The organism is Lysinibacillus sphaericus (assembly GCF_000600105.1).
Classification (GTDB): domain Bacteria; phylum Bacillota; class Bacilli; order Bacillales_A; family Planococcaceae; genus Lysinibacillus; species Lysinibacillus sphaericus.
Genome location: NZ_CP006837.1, coordinates 4,241,222 through 4,262,473, shown reverse-complemented (window position 1 = coordinate 4,262,473; position 21,252 = coordinate 4,241,222). Strand labels below are relative to the sequence as shown.

The following is a 21,252-nucleotide window of genomic DNA, read 5'->3' as shown; positions in this document are numbered from 1 at the left end:
GTTTTGTACAAGCTAGCTTTTAGTTTTTGACGAATCATTATATAAAAAGCGCTACTCTTTTTTTTCGTGAAATGGGTGCATTTCACGGAGAAAAGTAATAGTATTATTAGTTAACTAATATATTATCAACTATTAGGAGAGTGAATAGTATGTTAGAGCTTACAAAAAAACGGCCATATTTCTGAGCTTATTGCAAGTAAAAAGTCGTTAAAAGAGCTTAGGAAACTTTTAAATACACGTGATACATCCATACGAGAAGTATTTAATTCATTAGGGTACTTCTATAATAAATCGCAATATGATGCCAATTTTCCTAATAAAGATATGACTTTTAATGAAAATCTTTCGTTTTATTATAATTTGAAATCATTAACGAACGTAGAAAATCATTGCATCTTCATTGTTATCTACAACTACTAACTGTTCATTTTCAAATGTATAGGGGATTTGTTTGTCATTCAAATTAGCCAGTAGCTTCTGTAATTCAACTTGTGAAGAAAGAGATAATGTATAGCTAAGTAAACCCGTTGTTTTATTTGCTGGTATTGGTGCACCGACACCTTGCCAGATGTTTACCGCGATATGATGGTGGTAACCTCCAGCAGACATGAACAGTGCGCTATCATGGAAGTTAGTCATAATATCAAAACCAAGTGCATCTATATAGAAGTAAGTTGTTGCGTCATTAATATTGCTCACATTTAAATGCATATGACCTAATACAGTTCCTTTAGGGAAACCTGTCCAAGGACGCTGACGGTCATATAATGCCATCACACCTTCTATATCAACAGCCTCTGTTCCGGTTATAAGTCCACCATGACCATCATTTAGCCATTCAGCACGAGGGCGATCATGATAGATTTCTATACCGTTACCTTCTGGATCATTTAAGTAAAATGCTTCTGAATAAATATGATCACCAGCCCCTGTTATAGGTATACCTGTATTCAACAAGTTGCCAATCACATAAGCTAAGTCTTCTCGAGAAGGAACTAAAATAGCAAAGTGGAATAGACCAGTCGTACGAGGTGGACGAATCTTCACCCCTTCTTCTGTTGACAATACTAAAATAGGTTTTGTATTGCCTGGAATAGAAAATGTCACTTGTGTTGGCGTGCTTTGAAGTACTTGAAGCCCTAGTTTTTTATAGAAATTAGTCATTGTCTCTAATGACTGTACAAGTAAATGTAAATGCTCTAACTCTAATTGTGCATCAATTTTATAGGTCATTGTCAATAAATCCTCCATTTTTAAGTTACTTTTTGTAATTAAATATAAAATAGTAAACATGTTACGTCAAGTAAATAAGTTACTTTAAATTTACTTTTGCTAAATTAATCGTTACAATAGAATACATAAGAGGTGAAAAAATATGAATGAGACAACTTTATGTCCTCGTTTAGCTAAGGCAATGGATTTAATCGGAAAACGCTGGACTGGGCTAATTTTATATCAATTATTAGACGGATCACAGCGCTTTAATGAGATTGAATCGGCATTGCCTGTAAGTGGTCGTTTATTATCTGAACGTTTAAAGGAACTTGAAAAAGAGGGGCTTGTTGAACGAAAAGTATATTCAGAGGTGCCTGTACGTGTAGAATATTCTTTAACAGAAAAAGGCCGAGCATTAGAAGGTGCTATTCGAAATATTGAGTCATGGGCAACTAACTGGCTATAGTAATGGCAAGAATATTTGCGAAGTTAATTTTTGTGCAGTGATATCAGTGTGAAAGTGTCATAAGATGAAGCCCCATCCTATGAAAGTCATATCTTTCGTAGATGATTTTATTGAAGTAATCGGGTAGCTAGAAGGTTCTGGATATACTGATTTGTGCAGCGTATAACTAACTAGGACATGATGCTGCCCGAAAATGCGCAAAAAATACCCTTCATTTTACTTGTCAAATCGAGGTTCTAAATCCATACTAGTGTAGAGTAAGAAGGACGGTAGAAAGGAATTAGCTCTCATGACAAAAGAACAATGGGCTGTGGATTTAGCACAAAACATAAATCCAGCCAATATTAAGCTAGATGAATCATTACAACAATATACAATGACAAAATTAGGTGGTAAAGCGGATGTTTTTGTTCTCCCTGAAACAGAGGAAGAAGCAATTGCAGTTATTCGCTATGCACATATAAATAATATTCCATTATTGATGTTAGGAAATGGATCCAACATGGTTGTCCGAGATGGAGGCATGCGTGGGATTGTTGTGACATTTTCACATTTAGATAAAATTCAAATTACCGGTGATCATGTTTATGCCCAAAGCGGCGCACTTATTAAAGATGTGTCAAAGCTAGCAGCTGCTTCATCTCTAACAGGTTTTGAATTTGCTTGTGGCATCCCTGGCTCGATTGGTGGAGCGATGGCGATGAATGCAGGCGCTTATGGTGGCGAAATAAAGGATATTATTATTTCTTCTAAAGTACTAACTAAAGAGGGAGATATTTTAATACTATCAAAAGAAGAGCTTGAATTAGGTTACCGTCAAAGTAGCATTGCCAAAAAAGGTTATTATGTACTGTCTTCAGAGTTCCAACTAGCTCAAGGTGTACAGGAAGAAATTGATGCTAAGATTGCCGATTTAACGTTTCAGCGTGAATCAAAGCAACCATTAGAGTACCCTTCTGCAGGCAGTGTTTTTAAACGCCCGCCAGGACACTTTGCAGGCAAGCTTATTCAGGATAGTGGTCTACAAGGTAAAGGGGTCGGTGATGCAGAAGTGTCCACAAAACATGCCGGCTTCATTGTTAATAAAGGAAATGCTACAGCTTCTGACTATATCGCAACGATTGAAATGGTTCAACGAGTGGTAAAAGAAAAGTTCGGTATTGATTTAGAAACAGAAGTGAAAATTGTCGGTGACGACTTATAAAAAAATGTCGCTCTTCGCTAATGGCGAAGGGCGTTTTTTTGAGGAGTGTGAACAAATGAAATTTATTTCGTGGAATGTTAATGGTATACGTGCTTGTTTAGGGAAAGGTTTTTTAGATTTTTTTAATAGTATGGATGCGGATTTTTTCTGTATTCAAGAAACAAAATGCCAAGCAGGGCAGGTTGAACTAGCACTCGAAGGATATGAGCAATATTGGAATTACGCGCAAAAGAAAGGCTATTCAGGTACAGCGATTTTTACAAAGCATACACCGCTTGCTGTGCACTACGGTGTGGGGGAGGATGAATCGCAGGATGAGGGGCGAATTATTACATTGGAGTATGACAACTTTTATGTAGTAAATGTTTATACACCAAATGCTCAACGCGACTTAGCAAGATTACCGCTGCGACTAGAATGGGAGGAACGATTAGCGCTGTATTTAAAAGAACTTGATGCCAAAAAGCCAATTATTTATGGCGGTGATTTAAATGTCGCCCATGCTGAGATTGATTTGAAAAATGCCAAATCGAATATGGGCAATTCAGGATTTACATATGAGGAACGTGCTAAAATGTCTGAGTTATTAGCAAGTGGCTTTGTTGATTCTTTCCGTTATAAGCATCCTGAAGTGACTGATCATTATACTTGGTGGTCTTATATGAATAAAGTCCGTGAACGAAATATCGGATGGCGCATTGACTATTTTATTGTATCAGCGCGTTTAAAGGACCAAATTGAAGTAGCTACTATGCATCCGCATATAATGGGTAGTGATCATTGTCCAATCGAGCTTCAACTAACTATTTAATTGTTTGTGTGCCTGACACCGTATGTCTAAAAAGACATACGGTTTTTTACTGTTGCCCAAAAGATTCCTTTGTAATCGTATGTAGAAAAAAGATGTGTAATACAGCAAAATTCGCTGAAAAATGAGGTTATTCAGATGGGAGGAAAGTATTTGATACGGCAAATAAAGAATATATTGCATAAGAGGGGGTTGTAAGGTGAGAAAGTTTAAGTGGAAAAAGTGGTTAATGATAATCGCTAGTGTGTTGGCAGTAGTCGCCATAACATCTTTCATTGTCTTTACGTGGTTTATGAATAAGTCAAAACCGATTATTGATGGAGAGCTCACTGTTAACATGCTTGATGAAGATGTGACGGTGACAAGGGATGACAAAGGAGTTCCACATATATTTGCCGAGACAGATGCAGATTTATATCGTGCTCAAGGCTATGTACAGGCGCAGGATCGGCTGTTTCAAATGGATTTAGCACGTAGGCAGGCAAGTGGCCGCCTGTCAGAAATTATTGGTGAGGCAACGATTAATACAGATAAGCATTTCCGTACCTTTAGTTTACGAAATGCGGCTGAAAAATCATTGGCAGCGTATGATGCCGAAAGCAAGCAAGTGCTTGAATGGTTTGCAGAGGGAGTGAACACCTTTATTGAACAGGCAAAGAGCACGAATACGTTAAGTTATGAATTTGCGTTACTAGGTTACGAGCCAGAAGAATGGTCGGTTGTAGACTCTTTAACCATCGGAAAATATATGGCATACGATTTAGGGGGCAATTGGAATACACTCGCCTTCCGACATTGGGCTTTACAAAACTTCGATGAAGAAAAGGCGAAGGAGTTATTTATTACGTATCCTGAAAATGCTTCATCGATTATAGAAGCAAATAAAGAAAATCCTGTTTCAGTGGCAGGGCAATTTAATCCTGCATTATTGCCAAATGAATTTAATGGCAGTAATAACTGGGTTGTATCTGGCGATAAAACGAAATCAGGTAAGCCAATACTAGCGGATGATCCGCATTTGGGGTTAAGTACACCATCTATTTGGTATCAAATGCATTTACAATCGCCAGAGCAAAATGTAAGCGGTGTTATATTTGCAGGCATTCCAGGAATTATTTTAGGTCATAACGATGAAATTGCATGGGGTGTAACGAATGTAGGCCCTGATGTACAAGATTTATATATTGAAATTCCAAATCCAGATAATCCAACACAATTCCGTTATGACGGTGAGTGGGAACAAGCTGAGGTGCGCAAAGAACCGATAAAGGTAAAGGATGGCGAAACGGTAGATTTTGAAGTCCTTGTTACACGGCATGGCCCGATTATGACAGACCTAGTATTTAAAGAAACGGAGCCTTCTGCCCAGTTTTCAATGCAGTGGACAGCTCTACAACCAACCGCTGAATTACGAGCAGTGCTCGGTTTTAATAAGTCTTCCTCTTGGCATGAGTTTGAGCAAGCATTAGAAGATTTTAAAGCACCTGCTCAAAATTTTGTTTTTGCATCTAAGGATGGCACAATCGCTTATAAAGCTAATGGGCAAATTCCATTGAGAAAGCAAGGGGATGGACAATTACCTGTGCCGGGTGATTCAAGTGACTATGGTTGGGAAGGCTTTATTCCGTGGGATGAGTTACCGACTGTTGTTAATCCAGAGGAGGGCTTTATTGCTACTGCTAATAATGAGGTGATTGGTGAGGAATATCCGTATCATATTACGGATTTTTGGGCGCAGCCATATCGCTTTGAACGAATTAAGGAAGTGCTTGAGGCCAATGATTCATTAACGGTTAAAGATATGATGAACTTACAAATGGATCAACATAATTTATATGCTCGCGAATTTTTACCGAATTTATTAGCATCCATCAAAACGATGGATAAGGATAAAAAATATGCAGAGATCATGGCGTTATTAGAAGATTGGAATATGGTGGATGCAAAAGAGTTGGGAGCCCCGTTAGTCTTTCATACGTTAATGGTACAAATACAAGAGGTATTGTTTAAGGAACAGATGCCAGAGGATATGTATAACATGATGTACGGGAAATTCAATATTACGGATCAATTTCTGCGTAAAGCATACGCAGGTGAGAAAAGTATTTGGATAGAAGAGCAAGGTGGTGTTGATGCCACAGTCTTTGAGGCGTTTGAGCGTACTGTTGGAAAAATTGAGGGACAGTTCGGAAAAAATGTGTCGAAGTGGCAATGGGGTGACTTTCACCAATTAACGTTTGATCACACATTAGGTAGTGCTTCACCGATATTTGCCGCATACTTTAATGCGAAGAAGGTGCCAATTGGTGGCTCGAAGGTGACGGTGCAGGCTGCTGATAATGATTTAGCTGGCAATGTTAATCATGGAGCGTCGTGGCGTTTTGTTGCGGATGTCGGTAATTTGAACTCAGCTTTCCATATTGTCGGACCGGGTCAAAGCGGTCATGTGAAATCGGACTGGTATCAAGATCAGGTGATGGACTGGGCAAATGGAAATTATCACGAAACCTTTGTTAACAAGGAAGCGATTAAAGGTAAAACAGTATTATTAAAGGCACAATAAAAACCCAGCGCAAGCTTTTCTTGCGCTGGTTTTTTTGTGCCAGTCACTCAAATAATTCGAATAATTCAAAATATAATCAAATGCTATTTTCGTGATAGTAATCATATACATTCAAATGCCCATTTGAATATGATGGAATAACATGCTATATTTAAAACAATCAAACGAGTATTTGAATGAGGTGAGGAAATGGCAAAAGAAGTCTGTGAAGTGACGCATGTTAATGAGCAAGCGGTGACAAGGGTTCAACAGCAAATGCCTGATTTATCAGGTGTAGCGAAATTTTTAAAGGCATTATCTGATGAAACAAGACTTAAAATAGCGTATGCCTTAACTGTAGAGAATGAATTATGTGTTTGTGATGTGGCGACAATAATTGGGTCATCTGTAGCGACTGCATCACACCATTTACGTTATTTAAAAGATCATAGTTTAGCGAAATCGCATCGTAAGGGAAAGCAAATGTATTACGCTTTAGCTGACGAACACGTATACCAAATTGTAACGATTGCTTATGAACATGCGAAAGAAGGGATTACTAATGGCAGTAACACCGATTAAGCAAGAATACCGATTGCAAAACTTGTCCTGTGCTAGTTGTGCAGCTAAATTCGAAAAAAATGTAAAAGCGATACCTGACGTACAAGATGCACAAGTCAATTTTGGAGCTTCCAAAATCACGATTGTAGGAGCAGTTAGCGTCGATCAAATTGAAGAAGCAGGAGCATTTGACGGCATTAAAGTTTCACAATCTACGGCTAAAGCAAGTGAAGCAACAATTCCTTTTTATAAGAAGACCGAGAACATATTAGCTAGCGTATCCCTGCTATTCGTTATAGTTGGCTATCTATTATCTTCTGTTCGTGGAGAAGAAGACTTGTTGACAATTGCTATGTTTATCATTGCGATTTTTGTTGGAGGCGTAAAGATATTTAAAACAGGCTTACGCAATCTTGCACGATTTGAGTTTGATATGAAGACGCTTATGACTATAGCAATAATTGGTGCTGCGATTATTGGGGAGTGGGAAGAAGCGGCTGTTGTTGTCTTTTTATTTGCAGTTAGTGAAGCACTTGAAGCGTATTCAATGGATAAGGCACGGCAATCAATTCGTCAATTGATGGATATTGCTCCGCCAACTGCCACGATTAAACGAGCGCATGGCGAGCATTACCATGAGATGGAATTAGCAACCGACCAGATTGAAATTGGCGATATTTTAGTCGTGAAACCAGGTCAAAAAATCGCAATGGATGGTATTGTGCTCGCTGGGCTGTCAGCAGTCAATCAGGCTGCTATTACAGGAGAATCGATTCCAGTCAATAAATCAGTAGGTGACGAGGTTTTTGCGGGAACGTTAAATGAAGAAGGTGCATTAGAAGTACGTGTAACGAAACGTGTAGAGGATACAACGATTGCGAAAATAATTCATTTAGTAGAAGAAGCGCAAGCTGAAAAGGCACCTTCGCAACAATTTGTCGATCGTTTTGCGAAATACTATACACCAATCATTATGCTTGTAGCGTTACTTGTAGCGATTATGCCACCTTTATTTGTAGGGGATTGGCAACACTGGATTTACCAAGGATTAGCAGTGCTTGTGGTTGGTTGTCCTTGTGCGCTTGTTGTTTCTACTCCAGTAGCAATCGTAACCGCTATTGGGAATGCTGCAAGACAAGGCGTTCTAATAAAAGGTGGTATTCATTTAGAGCAACTAGGCCATATAGATGCTATTGCCTTTGATAAAACAGGTACCTTAACAAAGGGCACACCTGCCGTAACAGATATTTACACTCCTACGGAAATGCTAGAGGAAGATGTATTACAACTGGTGGCTGCTGTTGAAAAACAATCGCAACATCCATTAGCTAAAGCTATTTTAAAGGCATTACATGACAAACAACTACCAGAGCTTATACCTACAGATTTTCAATCCGTAACAGGTAAGGGTGCTTATGCAGCAGTGGATGGTCAAAAGGTTTATGTCGGTAGTATGAATTGGATTACAACATTAGCTCCAGTTGATGAAATAATGAAAGAACAGGTTCAAAAACTGCAAAAACAGGGTAAGACCGTAGTAGCGGCTGTTCGAGATGGGCTCTTTATTGGCATCATAGCAATTGCCGATCAATTACGTACTGAGAGTAAAGAAGTACTGCAAAAGTTAAGTGCTTTAAAGGTGAAACATACTGTGATGCTAACGGGTGATGCAAAATCAACTGCCGAAGCAATTGCCACTACTTTAAGTATGAGTGATGTGCGAGCAGGCTTACTGCCCGCCGAAAAATTATCTGCTATTAAAGACTTACGCACGCAGTACGGAGCAGTTGCGATGGTCGGGGATGGTGTTAATGATGCGCCAGCATTAGCTTCCGCCAATGTAGGTATCGCTATGGGTGGTGCGGGTACAGATGCAGCGTTGGAGACAGCTGATATTGCATTAATGGGCGATGATTTAACAAAACTACCTTATACAATGGCATTAAGCAGAAAAACATTACGAATTATTAAAGAAAATATTATTTTTGCACTAGCCTTAAAATTAATTGCCTTATTGCTCGTGATTCCAGGATGGTTAACATTATGGATTGCCATTTTTGCCGATATGGGCGCAACATTACTCGTTGTCTTTAATTCTTTAAGGCTTATAAAACAAAAGAAATAATAGGTATAATGACGTGATTGGTGTAATTTTGTAGGTAAATAATCGTTGCAATGTATATTTATAATTGTTGTATAGATGCTACTAGCGATTCTTGAAAAGGGCTAAATTTCACGCTATTATTAATTGTGTAAAAATGTAACAATACATTATAAATGAGGCGAAAGTTTTATATGTCAGAACCTATTTTAGTAAATGTTACAGAGGAAATTGTGCGTGGTTTAGTAAGTTTTCTACTGCGAGGACCAGAATACCAAACATTTTGTAAATGTCAAATCTGTGAATTTCAAACAGTGGCATATGCATTAAATGCATTGCCTAGTAAGTATGTTACATCTAAGGAAGAGCGAGATGAAGCATTTAAAGCCATGAATACACCTGAGAATATTGAACTGATTAACAGAGAAATTATTCGTGCATTACATGTGGTAAATAAGCATCCTCGACATTAGATAGAGCCCACTTCTACATTGAAGTAGGCTCTATTTATGTTTCAAGGAAGTGTTTATCTTGGTTATGTATTTTCAGTTAACTTTTAAGGCAAGCTTGTAGTAAACTAAAGAGTAAGAATAGGAAAGAGAGGGAATTAGATATGCCAACACCTAGTATGGAGGACCATATCGAACAAATATATTTATTGATTGCTAATAAAGGATATGCTCGTGTGTCTGACATTGCTGAAGCATTATCTGTTCTTCCTTCTTCTGTTACTAAGATGGTTCAAAAATTAGATAAAGATGGTTATTTAGTTTATGAAAAATATCGTGGGCTTACATTGACGCCAAGAGGAGAAAAACTTGGAAAACGTCTTGTGCAGCGACATGAACTGCTAGAGCAATTTTTGCGAATCATTGGTGTAGATGAAGAGCGTATTTACAATGATGTAGAAGGAATTGAGCATCATTTGAGTTGGAATTCAATTGATCGTATTGCAGATCTTGTGCAGGTAATGGAAGAAAATCCAGATATCGCAAAAAAACTAGAAGCATCTAGAACACAACACAATCTATAGAGGGAATAGCTTATTCATAAGGATGTAAGCAGCATTTTGAGACGATCTCTACGTTTCGTTGTGTGATACCCGCGTTAAGTGATGATTGTATGCGGAGCTTATATATTTGCGAAATTGATGGTAAAAGAAAGGAAGACATTATGAACGAATTAAAATCAGGTGAAGTTGTTACTTTAACTGTATTAGAGCAACAAGCATCGAAATGGGTCTTAACAAATGGGGTAGTTGAACTGCCATTAAATGCTTCAGAAGTTACAGAACCATTAGCTGTTGGGGATCGTATTGAAGTATTTTTATTTGCGGATCGCCGTGGTGATTTAGCTGCCACGACTGCTATTCCGGCATTTGCCCAAGGCGAATACGGCTGGGCACGTGTTCTTCGTGTTGTAGAGCGTGAAGGTGCTTTTGTTGATATTGGTACTTCACGAGAAGTGCTGGTTAAAGCGGAGGACCTACCTGCGATAAAAGAAGTATGGCCAGAGCCAGGTGACCATTTATATATGACATTGCGAACAGATCGCAATGGAGATTTATTTGGTCGTTTAGTAACAGAAGAAAAGATTTCAGAGTTATACGAAGGTGCATTTGATGATATGCATAATAAAAATATTACTGCCCGTCCTTATCGTTTATTGCCAGTAGGATCATTTTTACTAGGTGTAGAAAAACCATATCGTATTTTCGTCCATGAATCAGAACGCTATGCAGAACCACGCCTTGGACAAGATGTTGAAGTACGTATTATTGATGTTAAAGAAGATGGCTCGATGAATGGCTCTTTGTTACCTCGTAAACATGAACGTATCACAGGAGACGCGCAGCGAATTTTAAGCTATTTACAGGATGTTGGTGGTAAAATGCCATTTAGCGATAAATCTTCGCCAGATGAAATTAAAGAAATGTTTAATATGAGTAAAGCGTCATTTAAACGTGCACTCGGTACACTTATGAAGGCTGGTAAAGTGAAACAACAAGATGGCTGGACAGAAGAAATTTAACTTGTAGCTTTTATAAATACTAAGGAAATGACGAGAGATAAGCAAAGAAACCTTCTCGTCATTTTTTCGTACTAATAACTGTATGATGACATACATTATACAGGCTAAATGATTTCTAGCGAAAGGGGTCACACAAATTGAAAAAAATATGGGGGAAAATGCTAGTAGCTACGATGCTAGTATTTGGTGTGCTGGCACCAACAACTGGATTTGCAGCAGACAATACCACACCTGACAATGCGACACCAAATGCAATAGATGAAAAACTAGGTGTACCAATTGTGGTGTATGGTGCAAACCTATCCGAAGCGGAAAAAGATTCTGTAAAAAAATCGTTAAAAGTAAATGAAAATCCTGAAGTTGAGGAAATAACAGTATCAGGGAATGACTTAGCTAAATACATTAAAGATAGTAATGCAAGCTCACGTATGTATTCTTCTGCCAAAATTACACGTAAAGATGCCGGTAAAGGATTAGTTATTGAAATCGTCACACCATCAAATATTACACAAGTAACGTCAGAGATGTATGCAAATGCAATGCTGACTGCGGGAATTGAGGATGCGACCGTGCAAGTAGCCGCTCCAAAGGCTGTAACAGGTCATTCTGCGCTTGTTGGTATTTATAAGGCCTATGAGGTAACAACGGGCAAAACGTTAGATATAGAGCGTACGGACGTTGCCAATGAAGAACTATCAGTTGCCACTACAATTGCTGATTCTGCAGGAGTTGATGATGCCAAGGTAGCGGAGTTACTAACAGAAATCAAAAAGCAAATTGCTGAATTAAAGCCAGCAACGCGTGAAGACGTGGAAAAAATCGTCCAAGAGCAGCTAGATAAATTAGAGATTAATTTAAGTGAACAAGATCGTCAGTTACTAGTTGATTTGATGGACAAAATTAGTAAACTAGATATTGATTTTAGTAAATGGTCCGAGCAATTAGATGATATTAGTAATACAATACAAGAAAAATTTGGCGCGCTGATGGAAGATGAAGGCTTCTGGACGAGTGTGAAAAATTTCTTTGCAGATTTAAAAGATACAATTTCAACATGGTTTAACTAATTGAAAAGCTCTCTGCCTCTTGATGGCAGTAGAGCTTTTTTAATCTGTCCGAATTGTTAAACGAAACGTCGTCTACTATTTTTGTAAAAATGCAAAAAGCTATGGTACTATGAAAAAAAGGAGTGGTGAGAAATGGAATTCCAATTACAAAAAGTAGCGGAAAACAAACTAGCTTTTGTTTACAAGCAAGATGGGGAACAGTTAGCGGAAATTACATGGAAACAAGAAGGTCAAGTAATGGTCATGGATCACACTTATGTATCAGATAAGCTCCGTGGGCAAGGCGTTGCCAAAAAATTATTAGATCGTGCAGCAGATTATGCCCGTGAAAATAATTACAAAATGGTGGCTGTTTGTTCATATGTAGTTGCAGCATTTGAAAAATCTGATGCTTATGACGATGTAAAACAATAAAAATAAAGCAATCTGCTAAATAGCCTAGAGCTACTATGCGGATTGCTTTTTAGGTTTTAAAATAGAACTTTTCCATCTTCGCCATTATAGAAAAACAATACTGTAAATAAGGAATGTTAAAAAGCCTGCGCCACCGACTAAAGAAGCCATGTCTACCCAATCATAAACTAAATCTAAATCTTTCATAAAGAACATCCTCCTATCGTTTGTACTATTTCATTAATTCCCTCATATTGTCAGTGCTAATCATAAAAAAGTACAAAATAATAAAGAAATACGTAAAAATATTCGAATTATGCGATAATATCGACTAGGAGAGTGATTGTGAATGTCTTGGAAAATACAGACGTACGATGAATTAACGACGGAAGAACTGTATAAAATAATTCAGCTAAGAGTAAATGTTTTTATTGTTGAACAACAAACCTGTTATGAGGATTTGGATAACCATGATCAAAACTCTATACATTTATCATATGTTGAAAATGGAAAATTATGCGCCTATGCTCGTATATTACCCCCAGGTGAAAAATTTACAATGGCATCTATTGGTCGCGTAATCACAAGTCAGGAAATGCGGGGTACTGGACTTGGTAAAGATATGATTCGCTTAGCACTAGAGATAATTGAAGACAGATGGTCAGGTTCAGAAGTATTTATTCAGGCACAGGAATATTTAAAAAAGTTTTATAGTTCTTTTGGCTTTCAACAAGTTTCTGCACCGTATATTTACGATAGCCTGCCACATATAGATATGCTATACCAAGCAAAAAAATAATGTTTAGTCCTCTAAGAATAGGGAAAAGCTATAGTATAAGGCCAGTTTCTATATTTTTAGGAGGGATTTCGGATGGCAAAGAATAAAGGGACAGGTGTTGTGCTTGCGGGATTAGCAGGATTTGCAGCATCTTATTTAAGCAAAAAAGAAAACCGTGATAAAGCAATGGATATGTTTAACAGTATGAAAGCTAAGCTAGGATCTTTCATGAATACATCGAATGTGAATATGGATGATCGAGTTGCGGAGCGTATCACAGCCGAAGTAGCAACTGAAGCCGGTACAGCACCTACAAAGCTAGCTTCCAATGAAATGGTTTCTGAAGGTGGAGGACATACAGGCGTTCATTTCTACAATGAAGAAATACAGGAAAAAGAAAAGTAAGGTGCCAGGCACTCAAACAATTTTAAAGTAAAAATCCACGAAGATTCCAGCGAGAACGCACGCGATGTAAGCCGCAACAAGCCGCGCGTTAGCGAGGATTGCGGCTTACGATGTGCCCGCCGGAAAGCGAAGTGGATTTTTACGCTTCAAAAGATAGCACAATGCAAAGTGCCAGTATTAGTTAGAAGAAATAGTCCTGCTACTATACGTTTTTAAAAAATAGGAAGTCCGATACTCTACTTAAAGTGATGTATAGGACTGCCTCTTTTTATGTGGGATAAGTGTTACACCAGCAAAGGTGATTAAGACAATGCCTGTAAAGATAAACCCGCTGACTACACCAAGTGATAACCATCCAAGCAATGAGGAGCCTAGTACTACTCCCAATGAGAAAAATGCATAAAAATAGCCATATGCTTTCCCGCGGATTTCAACTGTCGTAGAATCAATTAATAGTGAATTCACAGATGGGAATAACAAACCGAAGCCAATACCGTAACAAATCATCGCTATATAAAGGAAAGTACTCGAATCAGCCTGACTAATCAGTATTTGACTGACGCCCATTAAACCGATACCGAGGGATAATGTTTTTATCGGAGCTACTTTATCAAAAATACGATTTGTCGGCAATATAAAGACAAGGACAGCGACAATACCGAATGCACTCATTAATGTACCACTTAAGCGTGAGTCGAAGCCTAAAGTTTGGACTTTTAAAGGCAATAAATAAGCAATCACACCTTGGGAAAACATTAAAAAGAATGCTCCTGAAAATGCCTTTAACGTACCTATATTATGGAAAAATACACTTATTGGGATATAAGTTTTAGAAGATGTTTTGTCCTTTTTGACATGATTAGCATGTAGTAAAAAGAAAGAAAGGATACCTAACAGTAGCATAAAACTTGCAGTGATATTAAAGACAAAAGGTACACTCGTACGACTTGCTAAAATACCACTAAATGCTGGGCCAACGATAGCCGCAATACCTACAAATGCACCTGAAATGGCACTACCTTTGCCCCGCTTTTCTTGATCGGTGGCATTAGCTAGAAATGTAAAGGCCGCAGGAACAATAAAGCCGGCAACCAATCCATGTATAAAACGAACGATGAGGAGGACAAGCGGTGCATCTACTAAATTATATAATGTTAATGATAGGCCCGTTGTCAGCAGACCGACAATTAAAATAACAAAGGGTCCTTTACGATCGGTTAAAAAACCCGAAATAATATTCCCAAATGTATTAGAAAGAGAATACATACCAACTGCAAGTCCGGTTAAAAAGGCAGAGGCACCGAGTGATTCTGCATATGTACTCATAACAGGAAGCTGAGTAAATAGGTCAAAAAATGAAAAGAATATAATTAAATAGATAAATTTCTTCATAACTCCTCCGACTACTTATTACGACATAGTGGGTTTATTATACCATTTTCGACATAAAAAGAACGCCTAATAAGTTTAAAACAACTTATTAGGCGTTCTAGAATTGCTACTATTAAGCTTTAGCAATTTCTTTTCTCATTGTTTTGTTTTTAGCAAGGTTTACGTGCCAAGAAAGAGCCTCTTCTAAAATATGAGGTGTTTGTTGGTTACCTGTTGCTTCTACAGCACGGTTGTAGTAATCCCATAATTGCTCTTTGTAATCAGGGTGTGCACAGTTCTCGATAATTAAAGGTACACGTTCTTTTGGTGCAAGACCACGTAAATCAGCAATACCTTGCTCAGTAACGATTACGTCAACATCGTGTTCTGTATGGTCTACGTGAGAAACCATTGGTACGATTGACGAAATTGCGCCACCTTTTGCATAAGATTTTGTTACAAAAATACCAAGACGAGCGTTACGAGCGAAGTCACCAGAACCGCCGATTCCGTTCATCATTTTTGTACCTGAAACGTGAGTAGAGTTTACGTTACCATAGATATCTAACTCAAGCGCAGTGTTGATTGAGATTAAGCCCAAACGACGGATAAGCTCTGGGTGGTTAGAAATTTCTTGTGGACGTAAGCATAATTTATCTGCATAGTGTTCCATGTTGCCGAATACACGTTTTTGTAGTTCTTCTGAAAGTGTGATAGAAGCTGCAGAAGCGAAATCTACTTTACCAGCATCAATTAAATTAAATACTGCATCTTGTAGTACTTCAGAGTAAACAAATAAGTGTTCGAATTCTGAATCAGCAAAACCGTCAAGTACAGCGTTTGCAACAGAACCTACACCAGATTGAATTGGTGCTAAAGTATTTGTTAAACGACCAGCTTTGATTTCAGAACGGAAGAAATCAAGTAAAATGTTAGCCATTGTTTGAGTTTCTTCATCTGGAGGCACGATCATTGAAGGTGCATCTGGCTCTTCAGAAATAACAATTGCTTTAATTTTAGCAGGGTCTACTTTAATACCAATCTCACCAAGACGTTGGTTTGGTTTTGTCATTGGAATGACATCACGTTTACCTTGTTCACCAGGAACATAAATATCGTGGATACCGATTAATGATTCTGGGTGAGAAATATTTAATTCAATAATAATATTTTCAGCGTATTGAGCGAAGATTGGTGAGTTACCAACTGAAGTAGTTGGGATAATATAGCCATCTTCAGTAATTGCAGCTGCTTCAATAATTGCATATTTAATTGGTCCGATAATACCTTGACGAACTAACTCAGCGTTGTGAGAAAGGTGAGCATCAACGTACATTACGTTACCAGCGTTGATTTGATTACGAATACCAGCGTCAGCTTGGAATGGTCCGCGTTTACGGATAACGCCAGCTTCAGCTAAATACTTATCTACTTCTGGTCCTAAAGAAGCACCTGTATATACATCAATTTGGAATTTTTCGTTTTTAGCACGTTCCACTAATGCCATAGGAACAACTTTTGCATCCCCAGCACGAGTGAATCCGCTCATACCTACTACATCACCGTCAGAAAGAAGTGCTGCAGCTACATCAGCAGATACGACTTTGCTTTCAAGCTCCTTATTACCTAAGCGTTTTTGAATGATTGCATCCATTAAAAAATCCTCCCCTAAATTTGATGGAAACCGATAACAAAACTAGAAAAAACGTGTAAGAATTTTCTGTTTATTTAGTTGTAGTATGACTCCAACCATTTGATTAATACTATCACCAATTTGTCACAAAAACTTTATAAATAGCATTAAATTAAGTAAACAAAGGAAAATCGAGCGGAAGAACGCTTTTTCGACAGAGAAAACGTTTTAATCTAGCGCTATGTATTATCTAAGCGGTAAATCAAAAAAGTACAGCAAGCCCTCCTTAAGAGGATACTTGCTGTACTAGGGATAATTAGAAGCCTAAAGAACGACGGAAATAACTTGCGTAGCGTTGACTAACCGGAATACGCGTTCCATCTTTCATAATTAATAAGAAAGTTGAATGTGAATCTGGTTGAATTTCATCAATATAATCGATGTTTACAATGTATGAACGGTGGCATCTAATAAATGAGTCTGGCGCTAAAAATAGCTCTAAATCACTTAAGTTTAAACGGTGATAACCTTCGCGCCCCATTGTTTTAACAAATGTTTTACGTAACTGTGTTTCAAGATAAATCACTTGATCATGTTTAATCGGATACCAACAGTCATCGATTTTAATCGTGATGTAGTTTGTTAAAAATGCTGATGGCTTTTGTGGGAAGATAGCGGTAATGGCACCTTTTGTTTCGCCTTCTTCCATTAAAGGAATACTCATGCCATAGTAAGCAACACCAAATACATCAGGTTCGATATAGGTGCTGATTTTTTGCCCATAGCTTAAAGCTTTGTGTGCAGCTGAGCCTTCTTTGATAGGGTCACCCGGCTTAATTTTTAGATCAACCTTTTTGCTCGGTTGGTAGTACAAGTATTCATTTGTATCAGAAATTGCGATTGAAGTATTCTCAGGGAAAAACTCCTTAATAATCTCCATGATTTCTTCTATTTGCTTTGGATCCACTATTAGCACCTCATTTTAACTTTTAAAAATAGTATTATCATCTATTTTACTACATATTCGTATAAATTATATAGAGAAGATTTCGGAATAAAATAGAGATATGTCGATTGCTACATTAAAAAGATGAAAATTGACTTACATAAAATTCAAGGTATTATAATTAATTACTAATTATTTTTAATATGTATATGGTAAAATTTAAATGTCTATTAATAAGTTTACAAGGTTTCTACGGTATTTATATGATAAATTAGAACTAGGACGATGTATAAAATGTGGTTGAAAGGAAATCGCAAAATATGGTAAAATTCACTGTAAAGTATATTTTTTTTAATACTGGTGTTTAAGTTAGGTTATTTTTAAGCTATATTCAATATATAATTGTGTAATAGGACTCAATTCATATGATAAATAAGTAAATACTTTTTTCTTATTTTGAATTTGTAATTTGATGTCAAATATTGTAATGTAATTCGTGCACTCTGAGGAAAGATGGGGAAGATTATGCAACTACATCAACATTCTATGTCAGAAACGATATCAAAAAGATACTTCCAAGAAATCGATAATATTAATCAATACATCGGTGTAGAAGAATTTTTTAATATTGAGTCAAAATTAATATTTGAAATTTACCATTTAGAATCTGCAAAGGCTAAAAAATCTTTGCATGAATTAATTGATATTCTTTCTATACGTTTTGGCAAGCAGGTCATTAAAATAGTGCGAGGTTATTTTTCCGTTTTGTCGTCGATTGTTGCTCGTAAATTGCTAGACAATCAAGTACCTTCGAAGAAAGCCTTTGCTTTTAATATTGCTTGTAATGATATGATTGAAAATCAGATGAAAGACGCAGAATTTTTGCAATTTGCTGATGATTTAATTGATTTCTTTGTGTATTTTATCGCAGATAGAAAGCAACCGACTTTCCGTCATCAGACAGTCAATAAAGTGATTATGTATATCAATGATGAGTTAGAGAACGATTTAACAGTGGAGAGTATCGCGAATAACTTCCATATAAGTACTAGTCACTTGTCGCGTATTTTCAGAGAACATGTGGGCATTACATTGGTCGAGTATTTAAATGTTCGTCGCGTAGAGGAATCCCAATATTACCTACGACATACGAATAAAAGCATTACATCCATTTCAGACCAATTCCATTTTTGTAATCAGAGCTACTTCACACGTATTTTTAAGAAATACACAGGGGTAACACCTAAACATTTCCGTGATGAGCTGCATCATGAATTTTACCGTTTTGAAATGAACGAGACGGAGATGCAAAACGCTTAATATTGTGGGACAATAAATGGCACTCAATGAATAAGAACCATACTGTAAGATGCGATTGTATTAGCGATGCTAAAGCGCGCATCTTTTTTATGTGAACAAACTACCATTATGTCACGCTTCCGTTAACGCCTAAGCGTATTTGATAAGTAGCGCTTGCTATTTGATAAAGGTAGTCTTAATAAGGTATACTTCACATTAGTTGAAAAATAATAGTAGGTGGAAAAATGAAAAATTTGAAGCTATTATCAATGCTTGGGCTTGTTGTTTTTGTATTAAGTGGCTGTAAAGCAGTTGAGAACAAAGAGGGCTTTTTCTATAGTGTTTTTGTAAAACCTATGGAATTTTTACTGGAGTTTTTCGGAAATGATATTTTTTCAGGTAGCTATGGTTTAGCAATCATCGCTATCACGGTTCTTATCCGTTTAGTCTTAATGCCGATTATGTTGAAAAACTATCGTCAGCAACAACTGATGAAAACGAAAATGGATGCCTTCAAACCTGAAATGGAAGCTGTTCAGAAAAAAATGAAGGAAGCAAAGACAAAAGAAGAACAAATGCAATATCAGCAAGAGATGATGGCATTGTACCAAAAACATGGTGTCAATCCTTTAAATATGGGTTGTTTACCAATGTTAATTCAAATGCCAATCATTATGGGTCTTTACTTCTCAATTTTATATTCTGCCGATGTGAAATCACATATGTTCTTATGGTTTAGCTTAGGTTCACCAGACATTGTGATGACAATAATTGCGGGTATTGTTTATTTGGTACAAGCACGAGTTTCTTTATGGACCGTACCAGAGCAACAAAAAAAGCAAATGAAGATGTTTATTTACATTTCGCCAATTATGATTGTCTTTATTTCTATGTCTTCTATGGCAGCACTACCGCTTTACTGGTCTGTCAGCGGTGCATTACTAATTCTTCAAACGTATATTGGTCGAAAATATTATTCGGAGCATCCCGAAAAAGCAGAATCATAAATGAATGAATGTCGAGGCGCGTTGTAGCCTCGATTTTTTTTAGGAGGAAAACAGCATGAATACAAAATGGGTATCTTCAATTTTAGTTGCAATATTTAGTATTGCGGCTATTGTATGCATTATTATTGGCAATTTTAATTTAGCGGTGCTAGCAATGACAATAATGTTTGCTTTGTCAAATGGCTTTAGAGCGAAGAGTTTTAAGGAGCAAGGATATGTTAAAGAGGCGAAATGGATGAAGTATATGGCAATCTTTTTCTCTGTTGCTTCCATTGCGGTACTAATTATTATTTTTACAGAATAAGTGGAAATGCTACACTTAAAAATGTGAACAGTGATAAAATAAAACTATCAAAATATAGTGTATTAACTTGCTTTGGCAGTAGCCTTGCCTAATACGGAAAGTGCTATGTATGTACTGCAAACGGTTAGGGCAAACCTTGCTGAAACAAGTTAAATACCTGGTGGTTGTCAAAGATGTAAAAGAACTTTCGAGCCGTTTTGAAAAAATCTTAAAGACATTCCGCCGAGGTGTAATTGATTAAAGGTCTTAGGGTTGCTCAAACTCCCATTGAAACGACCTGATTTTGAAATCTCGTTTTGTTTAGCAACCCTGTATCTACACAAAAGGGGCAAAGAAATGAAAAAAAATCGACTACCACTTATTATTGGCGCTATTATTTCAGCGGCACTGATCGTATCTATTTTTATAGTGATTTACTATAAGAATAATCAAGTCAATGTAGCGTCAGATGAAGAACAACCAGTAGCAGAACAAGGCAAAAAAGACAATCCTACAAAAGAGCAACCAAAAACACCCGAAGTAACTGAACCACAAGAGCAGCCAGACGAAAATGGCTATTACCCAAATCAAGCAATGCCGACAGAGCCTACTTATATTGATGGTATTTTACTGGCTAATAAAAAATATCCACTACCATCCACATTTGCACCAGGTGAAAATCCAGAGGCACGTCAAGCGTTAAATAAGATGTTAGCCCAAGCTAAACAACAGGGCTTTAACTTAGTCGCGTTTAGTGGATATCGTTCTTATGAATATCAAACAACATTATACAATAATTATGTTAAGCGCGATGGTCAAGCTGCAGCAGATCGCTATAGTGCACGCCCAGGTTTTTCCGAGCACCAAACAGGCCTAGCGTTTGATATTGGGGAAGTCGGCAAAGAAGATTTATGGTTGACTGAGGAGTTTGGTGAAACACCTGCTGGGAAATGGCTATTTGAGCATGCTGCAGAATATGGTTTCATTTTACGATTCCCTCAAAATAAAGAACATTTAACAGGCTATATGTATGAATCTTGGCATTATCGCTATGTTGGAATTGACATTGCTAAGAAAATGAAAGAACAGAATGTTACGTTAGAAGAGTATTTAGGGGCTGAATAAACAAAGAGCTTGGAGAC

21 protein-coding genes are annotated in these 21,252 nt (G+C 37.3%); 17 read left to right on the top strand and 4 right to left on the bottom strand.

The genetic code is table 11. The annotated features are described in order from the left end of the window. Positions 1-369: 369 nt before the first annotated feature. Positions 370-1,233, bottom strand: a complete 864-nt coding sequence (locus T479_RS20660) for a VOC family protein (RefSeq protein WP_025220720.1) — start codon at positions 1,231-1,233, stop codon at positions 370-372. 142 nt (positions 1,234-1,375) lie between these two features. On the opposite strand from T479_RS20660, the gene T479_RS20655 reads away from it, so the two are divergent. The 13 genes from T479_RS20655 to T479_RS20595 all read left to right on the top strand — a co-directional run bounded on the left by T479_RS20655 (position 1,376) and on the right by T479_RS20595 (position 13,571). After that, positions 1,376-1,681: a winged helix-turn-helix transcriptional regulator gene (locus tag T479_RS20655; RefSeq protein ID WP_024361344.1), complete on the top strand. Its 306-nt coding sequence runs from the start codon at positions 1,376-1,378 to the stop codon at positions 1,679-1,681. Between the two features lie 289 nt (positions 1,682-1,970). After that, the gene (murB, locus tag T479_RS20650) at positions 1,971-2,885 is read left to right on the top strand and encodes a UDP-N-acetylmuramate dehydrogenase (protein WP_024361343.1); all 915 of its coding nucleotides are present in this window, start codon (positions 1,971-1,973) and stop codon (positions 2,883-2,885) included. Between the two features lie 55 nt (positions 2,886-2,940). Next, a complete protein-coding gene (locus T479_RS20645; protein ID WP_025220719.1) occupies positions 2,941-3,696 on the top strand; it encodes an exodeoxyribonuclease III in 756 nt (251 codons plus the stop codon). 226 nt (positions 3,697-3,922) lie between these two features. Then, entirely contained in the window at positions 3,923-6,256 is a 2,334-nt protein-coding gene (locus T479_RS20640; RefSeq protein WP_052599624.1) for a penicillin acylase family protein, read from the top strand. Positions 6,257-6,445: 189 nt separating this feature from the next. After that, on the top strand, positions 6,446-6,817 hold the full coding sequence (locus T479_RS20635; RefSeq protein WP_024361340.1) for an ArsR/SmtB family transcription factor: 372 nt from the start codon (positions 6,446-6,448) through the stop codon (positions 6,815-6,817). Next, positions 6,798-8,921, top strand: coding sequence for a heavy metal translocating P-type ATPase (locus tag T479_RS20630; RefSeq protein WP_025220717.1), 2,124 nt, complete (start codon positions 6,798-6,800; stop codon positions 8,919-8,921). Before T479_RS20635 ends, T479_RS20630 begins: the two co-directional genes overlap by 20 nt. 170 nt (positions 8,922-9,091) lie before the next feature. Next, positions 9,092-9,370, top strand: a complete 279-nt coding sequence (locus tag T479_RS20625) for a late competence development ComFB family protein (protein WP_024361338.1) — start codon at positions 9,092-9,094, stop codon at positions 9,368-9,370. A 140-nt stretch (positions 9,371-9,510) separates the two neighbouring features. Continuing rightward, positions 9,511-9,930, top strand: coding sequence for a transcriptional regulator MntR (gene mntR, locus T479_RS20620; protein WP_024361337.1), 420 nt, complete (start codon positions 9,511-9,513; stop codon positions 9,928-9,930). A 140-nt stretch (positions 9,931-10,070) separates the two neighbouring features. Next, the gene (locus tag T479_RS20615; protein WP_025220716.1) at positions 10,071-10,928 is read left to right on the top strand and encodes a CvfB family protein; all 858 of its coding nucleotides are present in this window, start codon (positions 10,071-10,073) and stop codon (positions 10,926-10,928) included. 137 nt (positions 10,929-11,065) lie between these two features. Then, the gene (locus T479_RS20610) at positions 11,066-11,995 is read left to right on the top strand and encodes a DUF1002 domain-containing protein (RefSeq protein ID WP_025220715.1); all 930 of its coding nucleotides are present in this window, start codon (positions 11,066-11,068) and stop codon (positions 11,993-11,995) included. Between the two features lie 132 nt (positions 11,996-12,127). After that, positions 12,128-12,409 (top strand): GNAT family N-acetyltransferase, encoded by a 282-nt coding sequence (locus tag T479_RS20605; RefSeq protein WP_025220714.1) that lies wholly within the window; start codon positions 12,128-12,130, stop codon positions 12,407-12,409. A gap of 328 nt (positions 12,410-12,737) precedes the next feature. Next, the gene (locus tag T479_RS20600; RefSeq protein WP_025220713.1) at positions 12,738-13,187 is read left to right on the top strand and encodes a GNAT family N-acetyltransferase; all 450 of its coding nucleotides are present in this window, start codon (positions 12,738-12,740) and stop codon (positions 13,185-13,187) included. A 72-nt stretch (positions 13,188-13,259) separates the two neighbouring features. Beyond that, positions 13,260-13,571, top strand: coding sequence for a YbyB family protein (locus T479_RS20595; protein ID WP_024361332.1), 312 nt, complete (start codon positions 13,260-13,262; stop codon positions 13,569-13,571). 240 nt (positions 13,572-13,811) lie between these two features. Here T479_RS20595 and T479_RS20590 read toward each other — a convergent pair whose 3' ends face one another. From T479_RS20590 to T479_RS20580, 3 genes are all read right to left on the bottom strand, one after another. Beyond that, on the bottom strand, positions 13,812-14,963 hold the full coding sequence (locus tag T479_RS20590; protein WP_025220712.1) for an MFS transporter: 1,152 nt from the start codon (positions 14,961-14,963) through the stop codon (positions 13,812-13,814). Between the two features lie 112 nt (positions 14,964-15,075). Continuing rightward, the gene (locus T479_RS20585) at positions 15,076-16,596 is read right to left on the bottom strand and encodes a succinyl-CoA:acetate CoA-transferase ScpC (RefSeq protein ID WP_025220711.1); all 1,521 of its coding nucleotides are present in this window, start codon (positions 16,594-16,596) and stop codon (positions 15,076-15,078) included. A gap of 295 nt (positions 16,597-16,891) precedes the next feature. Continuing rightward, entirely contained in the window at positions 16,892-17,542 is a 651-nt protein-coding gene (locus tag T479_RS20580) for a LytTR family DNA-binding domain-containing protein (protein WP_024361329.1), read from the bottom strand. A gap of 504 nt (positions 17,543-18,046) precedes the next feature. On the opposite strand from T479_RS20580, the gene T479_RS20575 reads away from it, so the two are divergent. The 4 genes from T479_RS20575 (at position 18,047) to T479_RS20560 (ending at position 21,235) form a co-directional block, all read left to right on the top strand. Beyond that, entirely contained in the window at positions 18,047-18,841 is a 795-nt protein-coding gene (locus tag T479_RS20575) for a helix-turn-helix transcriptional regulator (protein ID WP_024361328.1), read from the top strand. Between the two features lie 224 nt (positions 18,842-19,065). After that, positions 19,066-19,827, top strand: a complete 762-nt coding sequence (gene yidC, locus T479_RS20570) for a membrane protein insertase YidC (protein ID WP_025220710.1) — start codon at positions 19,066-19,068, stop codon at positions 19,825-19,827. 55 nt (positions 19,828-19,882) lie between these two features. After that, positions 19,883-20,131: a hypothetical protein gene (locus T479_RS20565; RefSeq protein ID WP_025220709.1), complete on the top strand. Its 249-nt coding sequence runs from the start codon at positions 19,883-19,885 to the stop codon at positions 20,129-20,131. 336 nt (positions 20,132-20,467) lie between these two features. Then, entirely contained in the window at positions 20,468-21,235 is a 768-nt protein-coding gene (locus T479_RS20560; protein ID WP_024361325.1) for a M15 family metallopeptidase, read from the top strand. The last annotated feature ends 17 nt before the right edge of the window (positions 21,236-21,252 follow it).

What these genes read in the sequence shown, in the direction of transcription:
- T479_RS20635 (WP_024361340.1), top strand. Translation starts at nt 6,446, where the DNA reads ATGGCAAAAGAAGTCTGTGAAGTGACGCATGTTAATGAGCAAGCGGTG.
- mntR (WP_024361337.1), top strand. Translation starts at nt 9,511, where the DNA reads ATGCCAACACCTAGTATGGAGGACCATATCGAACAAATATATTTATTG.
- T479_RS20595 (WP_024361332.1), top strand. Translation starts at nt 13,260, where the DNA reads ATGGCAAAGAATAAAGGGACAGGTGTTGTGCTTGCGGGATTAGCAGGA.
- T479_RS20630 (WP_025220717.1), top strand. Translation starts at nt 6,798, where the DNA reads ATGGCAGTAACACCGATTAAGCAAGAATACCGATTGCAAAACTTGTCC.
- T479_RS20625 (WP_024361338.1), top strand. Translation starts at nt 9,092, where the DNA reads ATGTCAGAACCTATTTTAGTAAATGTTACAGAGGAAATTGTGCGTGGT.
- T479_RS20560 (WP_024361325.1), top strand. Translation starts at nt 20,468, where the DNA reads ATGAAAAAAAATCGACTACCACTTATTATTGGCGCTATTATTTCAGCG.
- T479_RS20575 (WP_024361328.1), top strand. Translation starts at nt 18,047, where the DNA reads ATGCAACTACATCAACATTCTATGTCAGAAACGATATCAAAAAGATAC.
- T479_RS20585 (WP_025220711.1), bottom strand. Translation starts at nt 16,596, where the DNA reads ATGGATGCAATCATTCAAAAACGCTTAGGTAATAAGGAGCTTGAAAGC.
- T479_RS20600 (WP_025220713.1), top strand. Translation starts at nt 12,738, where the DNA reads ATGTCTTGGAAAATACAGACGTACGATGAATTAACGACGGAAGAACTG.
- T479_RS20655 (WP_024361344.1), top strand. Translation starts at nt 1,376, where the DNA reads ATGAATGAGACAACTTTATGTCCTCGTTTAGCTAAGGCAATGGATTTA.
- T479_RS20615 (WP_025220716.1), top strand. Translation starts at nt 10,071, where the DNA reads ATGAACGAATTAAAATCAGGTGAAGTTGTTACTTTAACTGTATTAGAG.
- T479_RS20640 (WP_052599624.1), top strand. Translation starts at nt 3,923, where the DNA reads ATGATAATCGCTAGTGTGTTGGCAGTAGTCGCCATAACATCTTTCATT.
- T479_RS20590 (WP_025220712.1), bottom strand. Translation starts at nt 14,963, where the DNA reads ATGAAGAAATTTATCTATTTAATTATATTCTTTTCATTTTTTGACCTA.
- T479_RS20605 (WP_025220714.1), top strand. Translation starts at nt 12,128, where the DNA reads ATGGAATTCCAATTACAAAAAGTAGCGGAAAACAAACTAGCTTTTGTT.
- yidC (WP_025220710.1), top strand. Translation starts at nt 19,066, where the DNA reads ATGAAAAATTTGAAGCTATTATCAATGCTTGGGCTTGTTGTTTTTGTA.
- T479_RS20660 (WP_025220720.1), bottom strand. Translation starts at nt 1,233, where the DNA reads ATGACCTATAAAATTGATGCACAATTAGAGTTAGAGCATTTACATTTA.
- T479_RS20565 (WP_025220709.1), top strand. Translation starts at nt 19,883, where the DNA reads ATGAATACAAAATGGGTATCTTCAATTTTAGTTGCAATATTTAGTATT.
- T479_RS20645 (WP_025220719.1), top strand. Translation starts at nt 2,941, where the DNA reads ATGAAATTTATTTCGTGGAATGTTAATGGTATACGTGCTTGTTTAGGG.
- murB (WP_024361343.1), top strand. Translation starts at nt 1,971, where the DNA reads ATGACAAAAGAACAATGGGCTGTGGATTTAGCACAAAACATAAATCCA.